This is a genomic window from Streptomyces sp. NPDC030991 (assembly GCF_055571235.1).
This window is the reverse complement of sequence record NZ_JBVIFR010000016.1, coordinates 33,943-49,514: the sequence shown is the minus strand read 5'-3', so window position 1 is coordinate 49,514 and position 15,572 is coordinate 33,943. Positions and strand designations below refer to the sequence as shown.

At 71.8% G+C, this 15,572-nt stretch carries 15 protein-coding genes; 4 read left to right on the top strand and 11 right to left on the bottom strand.

The annotated features are described in order from the left end of the window. Positions 1 to 67: 67 nt before the first annotated feature. The 5 genes from ACZ45E_RS27355 to ACZ45E_RS27335 all read right to left on the bottom strand — a co-directional run bounded on the left by ACZ45E_RS27355 (position 68) and on the right by ACZ45E_RS27335 (position 4,589). A complete protein-coding gene (locus tag ACZ45E_RS27355) occupies positions 68 to 226 on the bottom strand; it encodes a hypothetical protein (protein ID WP_468225212.1) in 159 nt (52 codons plus the stop codon). Between the two features lie 97 nt (positions 227 to 323). Then, positions 324 to 1,277, bottom strand: coding sequence for a cytochrome c oxidase assembly protein (locus ACZ45E_RS27350; protein ID WP_468225210.1), 954 nt, complete (start codon positions 1,275 to 1,277; stop codon positions 324 to 326). 118 nt (positions 1,278 to 1,395) lie between these two features. Then, positions 1,396 to 2,421: a 6-phosphofructokinase gene (locus ACZ45E_RS27345; protein WP_468225208.1), complete on the bottom strand. Its 1,026-nt coding sequence runs from the start codon at positions 2,419 to 2,421 to the stop codon at positions 1,396 to 1,398. A 161-nt stretch (positions 2,422 to 2,582) separates the two neighbouring features. Beyond that, complete coding sequence (locus tag ACZ45E_RS27340; protein WP_468225206.1) at positions 2,583 to 3,314, bottom strand: type 1 glutamine amidotransferase; 732 nt, start codon at positions 3,312 to 3,314, stop codon at positions 2,583 to 2,585. 36 nt (positions 3,315 to 3,350) lie between these two features. Next, a complete protein-coding gene (locus tag ACZ45E_RS27335; protein ID WP_468225204.1) occupies positions 3,351 to 4,589 on the bottom strand; it encodes a MurT ligase domain-containing protein in 1,239 nt (412 codons plus the stop codon). Positions 4,590 to 4,728: 139 nt separating this feature from the next. Between ACZ45E_RS27335 and def the strand changes: the two genes are divergently transcribed. Then, on the top strand, positions 4,729 to 5,283 hold the full coding sequence (def, locus tag ACZ45E_RS27330) for a peptide deformylase (protein WP_468225203.1): 555 nt from the start codon (positions 4,729 to 4,731) through the stop codon (positions 5,281 to 5,283). Positions 5,284 to 5,326: 43 nt separating this feature from the next. Here the strand turns inward: def and ACZ45E_RS27325 are convergent, their stop codons facing one another. After that, positions 5,327 to 5,980: a TetR/AcrR family transcriptional regulator gene (locus ACZ45E_RS27325; protein WP_468225202.1), complete on the bottom strand. Its 654-nt coding sequence runs from the start codon at positions 5,978 to 5,980 to the stop codon at positions 5,327 to 5,329. Positions 5,981 to 6,143: 163 nt separating this feature from the next. Here ACZ45E_RS27325 and ACZ45E_RS27320 point away from each other — a divergent pair, with 163 nt between their 5' ends. Then, on the top strand, positions 6,144 to 7,370 hold the full coding sequence (locus ACZ45E_RS27320; RefSeq protein WP_399065640.1) for an acyl-CoA dehydrogenase family protein: 1,227 nt from the start codon (positions 6,144 to 6,146) through the stop codon (positions 7,368 to 7,370). Between the two features lie 17 nt (positions 7,371 to 7,387). Here ACZ45E_RS27320 and ACZ45E_RS27315 read toward each other — a convergent pair whose 3' ends face one another. Both ACZ45E_RS27315 and ACZ45E_RS27310 read right to left on the bottom strand, forming a co-directional pair. Beyond that, positions 7,388 to 8,758, bottom strand: coding sequence for an SWF or SNF family helicase (locus ACZ45E_RS27315; protein ID WP_468225199.1), 1,371 nt, complete (start codon positions 8,756 to 8,758; stop codon positions 7,388 to 7,390). After that, positions 8,755 to 11,622 carry a DEAD/DEAH box helicase gene (locus tag ACZ45E_RS27310; RefSeq protein WP_468225535.1) on the bottom strand — a complete coding sequence of 956 codons (2,868 nt, stop codon included), beginning with the start codon at positions 11,620 to 11,622 and terminating at the stop codon, positions 8,755 to 8,757. The genes ACZ45E_RS27315 and ACZ45E_RS27310 overlap by 4 nt, the downstream gene beginning before the upstream one ends. A gap of 274 nt (positions 11,623 to 11,896) precedes the next feature. Between ACZ45E_RS27310 and ACZ45E_RS27305 the strand changes: the two genes are divergently transcribed. Together ACZ45E_RS27305 and ACZ45E_RS27300 are read left to right on the top strand one after the other, a co-directional pair. Continuing rightward, positions 11,897 to 12,964 carry a fatty acid desaturase family protein gene (locus tag ACZ45E_RS27305; RefSeq protein ID WP_468225197.1) on the top strand — a complete coding sequence of 356 codons (1,068 nt, stop codon included), beginning with the start codon at positions 11,897 to 11,899 and terminating at the stop codon, positions 12,962 to 12,964. Between the two features lie 170 nt (positions 12,965 to 13,134). Continuing rightward, on the top strand, positions 13,135 to 13,317 hold the full coding sequence (locus tag ACZ45E_RS27300; RefSeq protein WP_468225195.1) for a hypothetical protein: 183 nt from the start codon (positions 13,135 to 13,137) through the stop codon (positions 13,315 to 13,317). A 126-nt stretch (positions 13,318 to 13,443) separates the two neighbouring features. Here the strand turns inward: ACZ45E_RS27300 and ACZ45E_RS27295 are convergent, their stop codons facing one another. The 3 genes from ACZ45E_RS27295 to ACZ45E_RS27285 form a co-directional block, all read right to left on the bottom strand. Next, positions 13,444 to 14,319 (bottom strand): hypothetical protein, encoded by an 876-nt coding sequence (locus ACZ45E_RS27295; RefSeq protein ID WP_468225192.1) that lies wholly within the window; start codon positions 14,317 to 14,319, stop codon positions 13,444 to 13,446. Positions 14,320 to 14,539: 220 nt separating this feature from the next. Further along, positions 14,540 to 14,788, bottom strand: a complete 249-nt coding sequence (locus ACZ45E_RS27290) for a hypothetical protein (protein WP_468225189.1) — start codon at positions 14,786 to 14,788, stop codon at positions 14,540 to 14,542. 213 nt (positions 14,789 to 15,001) lie between these two features. Next, the gene (locus tag ACZ45E_RS27285; RefSeq protein WP_468225187.1) at positions 15,002 to 15,535 is read right to left on the bottom strand and encodes a PadR family transcriptional regulator; all 534 of its coding nucleotides are present in this window, start codon (positions 15,533 to 15,535) and stop codon (positions 15,002 to 15,004) included. Positions 15,536 to 15,572: the final 37 nt, after the last annotated feature.

Below are 15,572 nucleotides of genomic sequence, written 5' to 3'. Positions count from 1 at the left end.
AACGCGATGCGTGCGCACAGTAATCAATCGCTCGCTCGCTCGCGCGTGAGCGAACGATCGGGCCGCGTCAGGCGCCGCGAGAGGCCACCATCCCCACCGTGAGCAGTCCGAGCACCACCCAGCCGAACCAGAGCCAGCCATTGCTGCCGAGCGCCACCGTGTAGGCGGTGACGGCCACCAGGCCGCCGACGGTGAACACACCCATCGTCTTCGTGGATCCGGGCATCACGCACGCTCCTCCCGGCAGCCGGACGGCGTACAGCGATGTACGGCGCCCGAACCGCGACCAGAAGGCCATAGTCACCCGTGAGGGGCCGGTGGCGCTACTGTCCGCGCGCGTTCAGCGAGGCCAGGTAGGCGTTGTAGGCCGCCAGCTCCTTGTCGCCGTCCCGGTCCGCGGCCCGGTCCTGGCGGCGCGCCTGGCGGTCGTCGGACTTCTTCCACTGGAAGAGCAGCGCGAGCAGCACCAGGACCGACGGCACCTCGCTGAAGGCCCACGCGATGCCGCCCGCCGCCGTCTGGTCGGAGAGCGGATCGATACCGAGCGAAGCCGGCGGATTGTCGAACGTACCGACCATCGAGGTGCTCGCCATCATCAACGCGATCCCGAAGAACGCGTGGAACGGCATGCCCGCGAACAGTTCCAGCATCCGCATCACATAGCCGGGACGGTGCGGACCCGGGTCCACACCCATGATCGGCCAGAAGAACACCACGCCCACGGCGAGGAAGTGCACCATCATCGCGATGTGCCCGACCTTCGACCCCATGAGGAAGTCGAACAGCGGCGTGAAGTAGAGCGCGTACAGGCTCGCGATGAACAGGGGGATCGTGAACGCCGGGTGCGTGATGATCCGCATGTAGTGGCTGTGCAGCAGCATCAGCAGCAGTTCGCGCGGCCCCTTGTCGCCACGCTGGGCCGTCACCGGCAGCGCCCGCAGGGCGAGCGTGACCGGGGCGCCCATGAGCAGCAGGATCGGCGACAGCATGCTGATGACCATGTGCTGCACCATGTGCACGCTGAACATGACCATCCCGTAGTCGTTCAGCTTGGTGCACATCACGAGACCCACGGTCAGCACACCCACCACGAACGCGATGGTGCGCGTCACCGGCCAGGAGTCGCCGCGCCGTGCGAGCCGGACCACGCCCCACCCGTAGAGCGCGAGCGCCAGGATGCAGCCGACGAGGAAGAAGGGGTCGGCCGACCATTCGAGGCCGCGCCCCAGCGTGAACGGCGGCAGATCCATGTTCATGCCGTGCCCGCTGTGATCCATCCGCCGGCTCCTGTTGCTCGTTTCGTACGGATTGTGCGCCCCCAGACTAGAGCTGCCCCCGGCCGAGGTGTCGGCCGGGGGCAGCTCTCGGGAAAGAGCGTCTGAAAGGCGCGGGCCGCTACAGGACGCACTCCGCCTCGGCGTAGCGCTCCGCCGGCACCGTCTTCAGCGTCTCGACGGCCTCGGCCAGCGACACCATCACGATGTCGGTGCCGCGCAGCGCGGTCATCCTGCCGAACTCGCCCCGGTGCACGGCCTCCACGGCGTGCCAGCCGAACCGCGTCGCCAGCACCCGGTCGTACGCGGTCGGGGTGCCGCCGCGCTGCACATGGCCGAGGATCACCGGGCGCGCCTCCTTGCCGAGGCGCTGCTCCAGCTCGATGGAGAGCTGCCGCGCGATGCCGGCGAAGCGCTCGTGGCCGTAGACGTCCTTGCCGCCCTCGTCGTACTCCATCGAGCCGGCCCGGGGCTTGGCGCCCTCGGCGACGACGACGATGGCGAACTTCTTGCCGGCCTCGAACCGCTCGCCGACCTTCGTGGCCAGCTCCTCGATGTCGAAGGGGCGCTCGGGCACGACGACCGCGTGCGCGCCCGCCGCCATGCCGGAGTGCAGCGCGATCCAGCCGGTGTGCCGCCCCATGACCTCGACGATCAGCACCCGCTGGTGCGACTCGGCGGTCGTCTTCAGCCGGTCGAGCGCCTCGGTGGCGACCCCGACGGCCGTATCGAAGCCGAAGGTCACGTCGGTGACGGCGATGTCGTTGTCGATGGTCTTCGGTACGCCGACGATCGGCAGGCCGCTGTCGGAGAGCAGACGGGCCGCCTTCAGCGTGCCCTCACCGCCGATCGGGATGATCGCGTCGAGGCCGAGGTCGGCCACGTGCCCCTTGGCCCGCTCGACGCCGTCCCGCAGATGCGCGGGCTGCACCCGGGACGAGCCGAGGATGGTGCCGCCGCGGGCCAGGATGCCGCCCACCGCGTCCAGGTCCAGCTTGCGGTAGTCGCACTCGAGCAGGCCCCTCCACCCGTCGTGGAAGCCGATGACCTCGTCGCCGTGGTCGACGACGGCACGGTGCACGACCGAACGGATCACCGCGTTCAGACCGGGACAGTCACCGCCGGAGGTGAGGACACCAATACGCATAAGCCCGGAATACCTTTGCAAACGTGGGCCGGTGGCCGGACCACGTCGTCCGGCTGAATTGCCCGTACCCTATCGGCGCCCGGGGGGCCCACCGTAAGGGCCGTCCGCCAGGTGGACAGCCCCGCTCACATGGGCGCGAGAGCGCCCGAAAGGGACAGGTCCTAGGCGGGCTGCGAGGTCGCGGCAGCAATCCGCTCGTTGCGGAGGGCTTCGTACCACCGGTCGTCCACCGGGGGCAGCGCATTGACGTCCAGCGCAAGCTTCAGCAGCAGATCGGCGATCAGCGGGTTACGTGCCAGCACGGGTCCGTGCATGTACGTGCCGAACACGGTGTCGTTGAAGGCGCCTTCGGTGCCGTCCCCCGTGCCGTTGCCCTTGCCGATCCGGGTGCGGGCGAACGGCCGCGCCGACGGACCGAGGTGCGTGACGCCCTGGTGGTTCTCGAACCCGGTCAGCGGCGGCAGCCCCAAGTGCGGGTCGATGTCGCCCAGTACGTCACCGACGCACCGCTCGCCCTCGCCGCGGGTGGAGACGACGTCGAGCAGGCCGAGCCCGGGCTCGCGCTCGCCGAGGTCGTTGATGAACTCGTGGCCGAGGATCTGGTACCCGGCGCACACGGAGAAGACGATCGCGCCGTTGGCCACGGCGCGCTGCAGACCGCCGTCGCGGCGCAGCCGCTCGGCCGCGAGGCGCTGCGGCCGGTCCTCGCCGCCGCCGATCAGGTAGATGTCGCCCGAGGTGGGCACCGGCTGGTCGCTGCGCACGTCGTGGCGCTCGACCTGGAGGCGGCGCTGGCGGGCCCGGCGCTCCACCACGAGGGCGTTGCCCTGGTCGCCGTAGGTGCTCAGCAGGTCGGGGTAGACCCACACCAGACGCAGGCTGTTGTCGCTCATGCTCATGATCCTTAGCTGGTCCTCGTGCGGATCCGGTCAGTTGCCCACGCGGCGGCGGACGTCCTGGAACGCGGTGTAGTTGGCGATGAGCTCGATCCGTCCCTGCGGGGACATCTGCACCGCTTCGTCGAGCGTCTCGCAGACACGGAAGTCCAGGTTGGCGACCTCCAGGCGGACCGCGAGGTCGAGCTTGCGGTCACCGATCACACAGATCGGGTGCCCGGCGAGCCGCGTGTAGTCGACGTCCCACAGCCAGGAGGTGTCGGTGCCGTCGGCGCCTCGCGCGTTCACCGAGAGAATCACGGGGGTGGGCGGCGGGTCGATCAGAGTAAACGTTTCGAGCCAGCCCGCCGGGTTCTTGGCGAGCAGCAGCCGCAGGTCCCGGTTCTGGAACTGCACGACGTCGTAGCGACCGGCCACGGCCTGCACCTGGTACATGCGCTCCAGGGCGACCTGCGGCGGCACGCCGAAGCAGGCGGCGACGGCGGCCGACGAGGCCGCGTTCGCCTTGTTGGCGCGGCCGGGCAGCTGGAGGTGGATGGGCCAGGCGGAGCCGTGCGGGTCCAGGACGTAGTCACCCTGGAGCGCCCAGCTGGCGGTGGGGCGCCGGAAGCCGCACTCGCCGCAGAACCAGTCGTCGCCGGGGCGCTGCATCACGCCGCCGCACGCCGGGCAGGACCAGGCGTCGTCCTTCCACTCCTGGCCGGCGGCGACCCACACCACGTTCGGCGAGGAGGAGGCGGCCCACACCACGAGCGGGTCGTCGGCGTTGGCGATCACGATGGCCTTCGAGCCGGCGAGCCCCTCCCGCCACTTCTCGGCGAGCATGCGCGTCTCGGCGGCGCGGTCGAGCTGGTCGCGCGACAGGTTGAGCAGGGCGATCGCCTTGGGGGCGGTGTCCCGGGCGACCCCGGCCAGGTACTTCTCGTCGACCTCGATGACACCGAACTTGGCGTCGGAGCCGCCGGCCAGCGCGGAGGTGATACCCGCCGGCATGTTCGCGCCCAGCGCGTTCGACACGACCGGGCCGCTGGCCCGCAGGGCCTCGGCGATCAGGCGCGTGGTCGTCGTCTTGCCGTTCGTGGCCGAGACGAGCACCACGTCGAGGTGCTGGGCGAGCCGTCCGAGCAGCTCGGGGTCGAACTTGAGCGCGACCTTGCCGCCGATCACCGATCCGCTGCCGCGGCCCGCGGCCCGCGACACCGCGGCCGCGGCCTTTCCGGCCGTCACGGCCAGCTTGGCCCGCGGAGTCATCGACTCCGAGTTGCCTGACATTGTTGGGTCCTCCTTGCGTACGGCGCCGCGCCTGCCCGGGCATCGCTCTCCGGCCTCAGCCTATCGAGATCCTCCGACAAGCCCGAACCGCGGCACCACCAGCGGATCGGGGTACTGCTCGGACCGTACCCTTACGGCCATGCGACACGGCTCGATCCCGGGCGCCTCCGGGCGCGTACGACCCCTGACCCTGCTCGGTGATCCCGCGCTGCACCAACCCTGCGCGGACGTCACGGATTTCGGCCCCGCGCTCGCGCGCCTGGTGCAGGACATGTTCGCCACGATGTACGCGGCCCGGGGCGTCGGCCTCGCCGCCAACCAGGTCGGTGAAGCGCTGCGGGTCTTCGTCTATGACTGCGAGGACGACGACGATGTGCGCCACGTCGGCCATGTCGTCAACCCCCGGCTGGTCGAGGCGGACGGCGTCGTGGTCCGGGGCCCCGAGGGCTGTCTGTCGTTGCCCGGCCTGGAGGCGGGCACGCCGCGCTTCGACCACGCGCGCGTGGAGGGCCTCGACCTGACGGGCGCTCCGGTGGTGATCCACGGCACGGGCTGGTTCGCGCGGTGTCTCCAGCACGAATGCGACCACTTGGAGGGCCGTACCTACACGGACCGGGTCACGGGCTGGCGGCGGCGCAGGGTGCTCCGCCAGGCGGCGCGGGCGCCGTGGTCGCACGCCGCGCCGGCTCGCTAGTACAGGTCCTGGGGCAGGCACTGGACGGCCCTTGGGACGGTGTTCAGAACCCGGGGCCGCCCGCCTTGTCGCCCGCCGCGGCGAGCCGCCCCCACAGGAGGTCGGCGAGGCACCGCACCAATTCGGCCCGGGTGCACGGCCGGTCGCCCAGCCACCAGTCGCCGGCGGCGTGCATCATGCCGACGATCCCGTGGCCCCACACGCGGGCGAGCTGCTGACTGCCCGGTCCGAGGTCCACCCGCTCCTCGATGACCTCGGCCAGCTCCTCGCCCATGCGCCGCAGCAGCGGGGCGGAGTGGCGTCCCACGTCGAACCCGGTGTCGGCGGGGGAGACCTCCGCCGGATGCATCAGGAACCGGTAGACCTGGGGCCGGGCCTCGATCGCCGCCAAGTAGGTGTCCAGCGTCGCCTCCACGCGCTCACGGCGCTCGGCGGGCGCGTCGAGGGCGGCCCGCAACGAGGCGAGCAGGGCGTCCGTGTGGCGCGTGGCGAGCGCCGCGTAGAGCCCGCCCTTGTCGCCGAAGTGCCGGTAGAGGATCGGCTTGGTGATCCCGGCCTCGGCCGCGATCGCGTTCATCGAGGCGCCGGGGCCGTCCCTGAGCACCACGCGGTCCGCGGCCTCGAGCAGCTCGCGTCGGCGCCGCTCGGCGGCGGACTGCTGTTCCGCGCGCTGCTCGGTCCGCTGTGTGGTCTCCATGAGGATCTCCCCGCCCGTGCCATTGCTTGACGCACGCGAAAGGTAACACCCGTCGGCTGCCCGGTATCGAACGCGTACTCGGAGGTTGACATGGGCTACTGGTCGGTAACAGACTCTCGTTACCGTAAGTAACATATGCAGTGTACGCAGCCCTGGAGGGGTCATGGCCGAGTTCACGATGGATCTCAACGACGAACAGAAGGAAGTACGTGACTGGCTTCACGGCTTCGCCGCCGATGTGATCCGCCCCGCGGCCGCCGAATGGGACGAGCGCGAGGAGACGCCCTGGCCGGTCATCCAGGAAGCGTCCAAGCTCGGAATCTACTCCCTCGACTTCTACGCGCAGCAGTTCTTCGACCCGACCGGCCTCGGCATCCCGATGACCATGGAGGAGCTGTTCTGGGGCGACGCGGGCATCGCCCTGTCGATCGTGGGCACGGGCCTCGCGGCGGTGGGCGTCCTCGCCAACGGCACCGAGGAGCAGATCGGCACCTGGATCCCGCAGATGTACGGCGACGTGAACGACGTGAAGGTGGCCGCCTTCTGCTCCTCCGAGCCGGACGCGGGCTCCGACGTCGCCTCCATGCGCACCCGGGCCGTCTACGACGAGGCCAAGGACGAGTGGGTCCTGAACGGCACCAAGACGTGGGCGACCAACGGCGGCATCGCCAACGTCCACGTGGTCGTCGCCTCCATCGACCCCGAACTCGGCTCGAAGGGCCACGCCTCCTTCATCGTCCCGCCGAACACGCCGGGCCTCTCCCAGGGCCAGAAGTTCAAGAAGCACGGCATCCGCGCCTCGCACACCGCCGAGGTCGTCCTCGAGAACGTCCGGGTGCCAGGCTCCTGCCTGCTCGGCGGCAAGGAGAAGCTCGACGAGCGCCTCGCCCGCGCGCGTGAGAAGGCCAGGAAGGGCGGCGAGCGCGTGAAGAACGCCGCCATGGCCACCTTCGAGGCATCCCGCCCGGCCGTCGGCGCCATGGCGGTCGGCACCGCCCGCGCCGCCTACGAGGAGGCGCTGGAGTACGCGAAGACGCGCGAGCAGTTCGGCCGCCCCATCATCGACAACCAGGGCGTGGCCTTCCAGCTGGCCGACATGCGTACGCAGATCGACGCCGCGCGGCTGCTGGTGTGGCGTGCCTCCTGGATGGGGACCACGGGCAAGAAGTTCGAGAACGCCGAAGGTTCCATGTCGAAGCTGTTCGCGAGCGAGACCGCCAAGAAGGTCACCGCGCAGGCGATCCAGATCCTGGGCGGCAACGGCTACACGCGGGAGTACCCCGTGGAGCGCATGCACCGCGACGCGGCGATCTACACGATCTTCGAGGGCACGAGCGAGATCCAGCGCCTGGTCATCGCCCGCACCCTGTCCGGAATGCCGATCCGCTAGCGGTACCGACCTCCAGGTCAGCGGCGGGGATCTTGTTCCTCGCCGCTCTCCAGAGCTGCGGCCAGGGCGGACGCCGGGTCGGAGGCGGCCGGCCCCGCCGGGGCCCAACGGCCCCGCTCCTTACGGTAGGGCCACCAGCGGCCGTCGCGTCCCAGGCGCAGCTGCGCGGCGGTCGCGGCGACGGTCCAGCGGGCGCGGGAGGCCCGCAGCGCGGGCCGCTCGTCCGGCTCCCAGGCCGCCGACAGCGCCGCACGCGCGCGTGCCGCGGATTCCGGGTCCGGGACCCACTCCTCCTCCAGGACGGCGAGGGCGCTCGCGCCCCCGTGCTCCCAGGCGCGCACGACCAGCGTCAGACCTTCGCGGTCCCGGCCCGACCCCTGCGCGAGCCGTTCGGCGATGTGCCGCTCCGGCAGGGCGGCCGCCAGCCGTACGGCGTCCTGCGACGCGGTCGACTCCGGCCACGGGGCGCGCTGTTCGTGTCCCGAGGCAAGCGCGTCCGCGAGGAGCCGGTGCGCCTCCGCGGCGGCCTGCGTGCCCAGAAAGGCCAGCGCGGCGACGTCGACACCACCGGGCGGCGGTGTCTCCGTGTCCAACGACGGCGGCAACCCCGGCTCCGGCGGCAGTCCGGGCGGGTCCGGCAGCGGCGGCAGCACGAGTGCGGACGCGTACGCCTCCGCCGCGTCCACGCTCTCGGCCTCCCGGGGCGGCACGGCCTCCGGCTCGGCGTGAGCGGCGCTGCGCACCTGGAGCTCGTCGAGCAGCGCCCGCTCGCCCCGCCCACGCAACAGGAGCAGCACGAACGGATCCCGGTCGAGCAGCCGCGCCAGCTGATAGCTCAGCGCGGCCGTGTGCGCGCAGTGGTCCCAGGCGCCACAGTCGCAGTGCGGCTCCAAGTCGCCCAGTCCGGGCAGGAGTTCCACACCGGCGGCGGCCGCGTCCTCCACCAGATGCGGCGGCATGTCACGGTCCAGGAGGGCCGCGATGTGCCCGGCCCGTTCGACGGCCATGCCCAGGAAGCGGTCCCAGTCGTCCTCGCCGAGACACTGCAGCAGCACGTCCGCGCGGTGCAGGGTGCCCCCGCGGTCCCCCACAAGGGCGGTGACGCGCCCCGGCCGGACCGAGACGGCGCCGACCGCTCCGGCGCGCGCCAGCTTGCGCCCCGCTTTGAGCTGCGCGAGGTCGAGCGCCGTGTCCTCCAGCGCCTTCAGCCAGGCCTGCCCCCACCAGGTCCCGGCGAAGCCCCGGCCGGGCGCGGCCGGTAGCGCCGCGAACGTGCGCTCCTCCGTGGCCGCGCCCGTTCCCGCGGAGAGACCCGGGTCTGTGCCCGTCCCCGGTTCCGGGTCCGGCTCCTCGGCATACGGGTCGTGCTCGTCGTACCTGTCACTCATCGGGCGCCCCCTCGCAGCTCGACCAGATCGGCCAGTTCGGCATCGGTCAGTTCGGTCAGTGCCGCCTCGCCCGCGCCGAGCACGGCGTCCGCCAACTCCTTCTTGCGCAGCAGCATCTCGGCGATGCGGTCCTCGACGGTGCCCTCGGCGATCAACCGGTGCACCTGTACCGGCCGGGTCTGCCCGATGCGGTACGCGCGGTCGGTGGCCTGCGCCTCCACTGCCGGGTTCCACCAGCGGTCGTAGTGCACCACGTGCTCCGCGCGCGTGAGGTTGAGCCCGGTGCCCGCGGCCTTCAAGGAGAGCAGAAAGACCGGCACCTCACCGTCCTGGAAGCGCCGCACCATGGTTTCGCGCCCCGCGACTGACGTGCCCCCGTGCAGGAACTGCGACGGAACGCCCCGGCGCGCCAGATGCCGCTCGACCAGACGCGCCATCTGTACGTACTGGGTGAAGACCAGCACGCTCGCGCCCTCGGCGAGGATCGTGTCCAGGAGTTCGTCGAGGAGTTCCAGCTTCCCCGAGCGGCCGGCGATGCGCGGCTTGTCCTCCTTCAGGTACTGCGCCGGGTGGTTGCAGATCTGCTTGAGGGCCGTCAGCAGTTTGACGATCAGGCCGCGCCGCTCGAAACCGTCCGCCCCGGAGATCTCCGCGAGCGTCTCCCGCACCACGGCTTCGTAGAGGGCCGCCTGCTCCTTGGTGAGCGTCACGGCCCGGTCGGTCTCGGTCTTCGGCGGCAGTTCGGGGGCGATGCCCGGGTCCGCCTTGCGGCGGCGTAGCAGGAAGGGGCGCACGAGCTTGGCCAGACGCTCCGCGGCAGCCGGGTCCTTGCCGCTCTCGACGGCCTTCGCGTAGCGGGTACGGAAGGTGCCGAGCCGGCCCAGGAGGCCGGGGGTGGTCCAGTCGAGGATCGCCCACAGCTCGGACAGGTTGTTCTCCACGGGGGTGCCGGTGAGCGCCACGCGCGCGCGGGCGCCGATGGTGCGCAGTTCCCTGGCCGTGGCCGAGTGCGGGTTCTTCACGTGCTGCGCCTCGTCGGTGACCACCAACCCCCAGTCCGCTCCGGCCAGTTGGGCCGCGCCCAGGCGCATGGTGCCGTAGGTGGTGAGCACGAACTCCCCGTCCACCAGGGCCTCCAGGGAGCGGCGGCCGCCGTGGAAGCGCCGCACCGGAGTGCCGGGTGCGAACTTCTCGATCTCGCGCTGCCAGTTGCCCATGAGCGACGTCGGGCAGATCACGAGAGTGGGGCCCGCGCTCTCCCGGGCGGTCTGCCGGTGCAGGTGCAGCGCGATCAGCGTGATCGTCTTGCCGAGGCCCATGTCGTCGGCGAGGCAGGCGCCGAGACCGAGCGAGGTCATGCGGGCCAGCCAGTTCAGGCCGCGCAGTTGGTAGTCGCGCAGTTCCGCCGCGAGCGCGGCCGGCTGCCCGACCGGATCCATCCCCTCGGGGTCCGCGAGGCGATCCCTGAGCCCCGCCAGCCAGCCGGTGGGACGCACCTCGATCCGGCGGCCGTCGACCTCGGCGGAGCCCGTCAGAACGGCGCTCAGCGCGTCGACCGGCGTCACCTTGCGGTCCTGGTGGGCGCGGGCGCGACGGACCTGCTCGGGATCGACGAGCACCCACTGGTCGCGCAGCCGCACCACGGGCCGGTTCGCCTCGGCGAGCCGGTCCAGTTCCGCGCGGCTCACCTCCTGGTCGCCGACGGCGAACGACCAGTCGAACGCCAGCAGCGCGTCGGGGGACAGGAAGGACGGGGTGTCCGAGGAGAGCGCGTCCGGGCCGTCACTTGGCGGTGGGCCGATCACCGCACGCGCCGTCAGCCTGCGGGCCATCTCCCTGGGCCAGTGCACCTCGACCCCGGCCGCGGACAGCGCTCGCGCCCCCTCCCCGAGCAGTTCGGCGACATCGTCGTCGGCCAGCTCGACCGCGTCCGGGACGGTCGCGGACAACAGTGGGGTCAGCGGCGCCCACGCGCGCGCGGCGCGGCGCAGCGCCAGGAGGGCGTCCATCCGGGCCTGGGCCCCGAACGCCTTGCCGGACGTACCGCTGCCGGCCCACACCTCGGCCGCGTCCGCGACCAGTGCGGGGTCGCTGACATTGTGCATCTGCAGCACGGCGTGGAACGGCAGGCGGGTCTCGCCGTCCGTGACCCGGGCGAGGCCGGGCACCTCCACGCGCAGCGAGATCCGCACACCCGCGTCGTGCCCGGCCGCCGCCTCCGCCGCCCAGGCGCGCAGCTCGGGCGCGCGGTGGGGGGCCCGAGCCGCGAATGCCCGGCCGCCCGCCGCGAGCGCGGCGGCGGGGGAGCGGGGCAGGGTGTCGGCCACCGCGTCGAGGAAGGCGCGCAGCAGCCGCTCGGGAGCGTGCAGCCGGGGCGGCTCGTGACCGTCCAGCGGGACCGCGTGCGCCTCGGGAGGCATCGCGGCGGCCAGCTCCCGCACCCGCTCCAGGTCCTGGTGGCGCAGCGGCCCGGCGCGCCAGGCGTCGTGGTCGTCGGCGCTCAGGCCGGGCAGGAGGAGCCCCCGGGCGGCGAGTTGCAAGGCGAGCAGTGCGGCCGCGCCCCAGAAAGCGATCGTCGAGTCCGCCTGGGCGGCGCCACGCGCGCGGGTGAGGACCGGCAGCGCGGCCCGCACGGGCAGCGCCACCGCGGCGACCGTCACCACCTCGACGCCGTCGTCCCCGGGCAGCGCCAGCGGCAGCTCGGCGCGGGCTCCCGCGTCCACACGAGGCGGTTCGCCGCCGTCGGGCCGCCAGAAGGCGACGGTCGAGGTACGTGCCGGGTCACCCGGCAGGAACGTGGCGCGACAACGGGCGAGTTCGACGGTCTCGGCGGGAGTGGGCGCGGGATGCGTGTACTCGGAGATGGCGGCTTCCTCGTATTCCTCAATTTTGACTACTCGCCCTGGAGTCGGCGAGGGTACACGGCCGCCGGTGCCGGACGGACCTCCTCCGGACGTGGCCCAGGTCACCCGACCCCTAAGGGTGTGGCTAGCCCCCGTTCCAACGCGGGCTGGCCCCCTGCGGTGCTCGGGTGGTGGCGCCATGGCCGGACAAGGTCGCTGATCCATAGGTTTTCAAGGCCGGGCCGAGGACGCGGCCCGCCGTAGCGAAAACCCTTACAGAGACCGGAGAACTGCCATGGCCCTGGCTGTCGGAACCCTCCCGGAACACGCCACAGGAGCCGCGGCGCGGCAGTCCTCCCCCGAAACGGCAAGCGAGTTCACGCCACTGCTGCGCGACATCAAGGGGAAGGGTCTGCTCGACCGGCGCACCGGCTGGTACGTGCGCACCATTGTGGTCAACGCCCTCGGCCTGGCGGCCGTCGTCACCGGCATGGCGCTGGTCGGCGCCTCATGGTGGGTCCTCGCCCTGGCACCCGCCCTGGCGGCCTTGTGCGCGCGCACGGCGTTCATCGGCCACGACGCGGGCCATGCCCAGATCACCGGCAACCGATCCGTGAGCCGGGCCATCGGACTGGTTCACGGCAATCTGCTGCTCGGCATGAGTTACGCGTGGTGGAACGACAAGCACAACAGGCACCACGCCAACCCGAACCACATCGAGAAGGACCCCGACGTCGCCGCCGACGTCCTGGTCTTCACCAGCAAGCAGGCCGCGACCCGCGTGGGCTTCCGCGGCTGGCTCACCCGTCACCAGGCCTGGCTCTTCTTCCCGCTCACCCTGCTCGAAGGTCTCGCGCTGAAACTGTCGGGCTTCCAGGACCTGCGTCGGCAGAGCGGACGGGAACGCGTGGTGGAGGGCGCGCTCCTTGTCGCTCACATCGCCGGCTACGTGACACTGCTGCTGACCACCATGCCGCTCGGCCACGCCCTCGCCTTCGCCGCACTGCACCAGGCCCTCTTCGGGCTGCACCTGGGAATGGCCTTCGCCCCCAACCACAAGGGCATGGAGATGCCCGACCCCGAGGGTGACAAGTGGGGTCATCTGCGGCGCCAGGTCCTCACCTCGCGCAACATCAAGGGCGGCATCGTGACCGACTGGTTCCTCGGCGGCCTCAACTACCAGATAGAACACCACCTGTTCCCGAGCATGCCCCGCCCCCATCTGCGTCTCGCACAGCCCATGGTGAAGGCCCACTGCCGCACGCTCGGCGTCCCCTTCGCCGAGACCGGCCTCATCGACTCCTATCGCCAGGCCCTGCGCCACATGTATGAAGTGGGAGAGCCGCTGCGTGCCGACTTCTGACGCACGTCCCGCCGATGGCACGCCGACCCCGGAGTTCCTCCGAGGCGCGGGATCAGGGTCATCTCAGGGTCGGGCGCCGGAACCGTGGACGGCGCAGGCCCGTTTCTCAGAGCAGAGGCGAACTCGCCCCACCCAGCCGAGGGCGAGCCGCCCCGAAGGAGGCCACACACATGTCGAGGAACGCGAAGATCGCCGCGGGAGGCGTGGCTGCCGGGATCATCCTGCTGATCTGGCTGCCATGGTGGGCGGCCCTGCTCATCATGCTCGGAGTGCCCACCGCGGCGTACCTGATGCTCGATCCCTCGCAGCGGCGCAGGCTCCGCCGCGCATCGCGCAAGGAGCTCGGCCGTTAAGGAGCCCGCACCGGGCACGAGTTGACGACGTCACCGCCCGCGGGCCGTTCGACGGCCCGGTCCGCGGGTGGCTCCGTCGCGCTCCGCACCCACCGGGTCAGCGTGTCGAACGCGTCCCGGCCGCGGTCAGGCCGGCCGCACGGCCATCTTGTCGAGCGCTTCGAGCAGGCCGGGCAGTTCCGCGCCCCGGCCGACCGGCAGCACCTCGCCCGGCTCGTCGTCGAGCAGGACGAAGGCGATGTCGTCCGTGCGCGCCACCATCGACCAGCCGGGCCCGTCGGCGCGCAGCGTACGCGCGTCGCCCGACGCGAACGCGGACCGCACCCGCCCCAGCGGCGGGGGAGCGTCCACATAGGCGCGCGCCTCGGCCAGCACACGCCGGATGCCGTCGTGCGAACTGCCCGACGAACCCGACGAACCCGACGAACCCGACGCACCCGCCGCACCGCCTGCGCCGGAGCCGTCCTCGCGCTCCTCGGAGCGCGATCGCGTGGCGAAGTCGGCATCGTCGAGCTGCCCGCGCCATGCCGCCCACTGGAGCGCTATCTCGTCCGCCCCGAGCCGTCGTTGCGCCGGCCCCCAGGCCTCCGTGTCCGGCGGGCGGAGCACCGGCAGGTCGGCGCTCTCCGGATCGGGCTCGGGGTCGTGCGGCGCGGGCACGCCCGGTGCCGCCACCGCCAGCGCGAGCGGCCAGCCCGCCAGCGCGGCCACCATGCTGTTCTCGTCGGGCGAGAGCTCGTACTCCATGCCGCAGTCCCAGGACGCGATGGCCACGGCGACCAGGGACACGTCGTCGACGACCACCGTCCAGCGGGCACCCTGCGCGTCCTGGCCGAGAACCAGGCCGTAGCCGTCGGCCGCCGGCGCGAGCCCCAGCGCGGCGCAGGCCTCGGGGTAGTCGTCGCCCAGCACGCTGGGGAACTTCGCCGGCGTGAGCAGTACCGCCGTCAGTACGTACAGCGCGTCGTCCCCGGTGGCGACAGCGTCGTCCGTCCCGGCCATGCCAGCCTCCCCTGAGCTTCGTTCCGTCGGCGTGACCTTAGCCAGTCGCGCACGATGTCGTACAGGGTCGATGACCAGGAAATCAATGGTCACCCCGGTCGCTCACCCCCGAGGTGGGCGGCGTGTCGACATACCGTGTGCACTTCGTGCGCCTCGTGTGTCTGGCGGCGATCGAGGGGCAGGACCGGTGCCGTGGTGCGCCGACCCGGAGGCGTGGACGTCAGGCGGCGGGCAGGCCGAGGAGGCTTCGCGCCACAGCTCTCGGTGACTCGTCGCGCTCCCGCGCGAGGACGATGACGGCCCGGCACGCCAGTTCGTTGACGCCGAAGACCAGGGCGTTCGGTTCCACCCAGCCCACGGCCTCGTCCATCCGCTCCTGATCGTCCTCCGCACAGGCCGCCACGTAGGCCGCTGCCGCTTCGAACAGGTTGTACGGGCGCCGCCGTCCGTCGGCCGAGCGGCCGCCCACGCGTGGGGAGCGCTCGTCGGTCGGGCGCTCCTGGTGCCGAGTGACCTTCTAGCGCCAGGTGCTCCAGGATTTCCGGACTTTGTCGAGCATGCGCGTTGCCGCCCCCTGTCGATGGCCCTGGACCGCCACCGGTCCGCCAACTGACCTCACATGCCGTGAAGTTGCCACCATCGTGGCAGAGGTGGGGCAAGGTGGCGCCGCTCCGGCACAGGGTCAGCGGCCCGCCGGTGCCAGGCCCGCGAGCGTGTCGCGCAGCCAGGCGAGCTCGGCGCGGCTCGTGGCCCGCGCGATGGTGAGAATGCCGCGCCGGAAGGGGTCCTTCAACTCCTCCGCCCGCAGCGGCCGGTCGCCCTCGTAGAAGAAGCTCGCGGGCTCCTCCAGGAAGTCGAGGCGCCGGCGCAGTACGTCCGCCTGCTCCTGGGGGTCGTCCAGATGGCGCAGGAAGGCGAGCAGGGTGAACCAGCGGTTCTCGTCCGTGATGTCCGACCGGGCCGGTTCGCGCAGTCTGCGCCGCAGCTCCTCGCGGCCTTGTTCGGTGAGGCTCAGCATGTGCCGGGGTGCCGCGGCGACCCCCGGCTGCGTCTCGCGCGCGAGCAGCCCCGCCTTCTCCAGGCGCTTGATCGCCGGATAGAGGGTGCTCTCGGCCACCGGGCGGACGTGCCCCGTCAGCGCGGTGATGCGCTTGCGCAGCTCGTAGCCGTGCAGGGGGGCGTCGTGGAGGAATCCGAGGATGGCGAGTTCGAGCATGCCGCCATTCTGAACCACGGGAGCGCATACGTGGTAC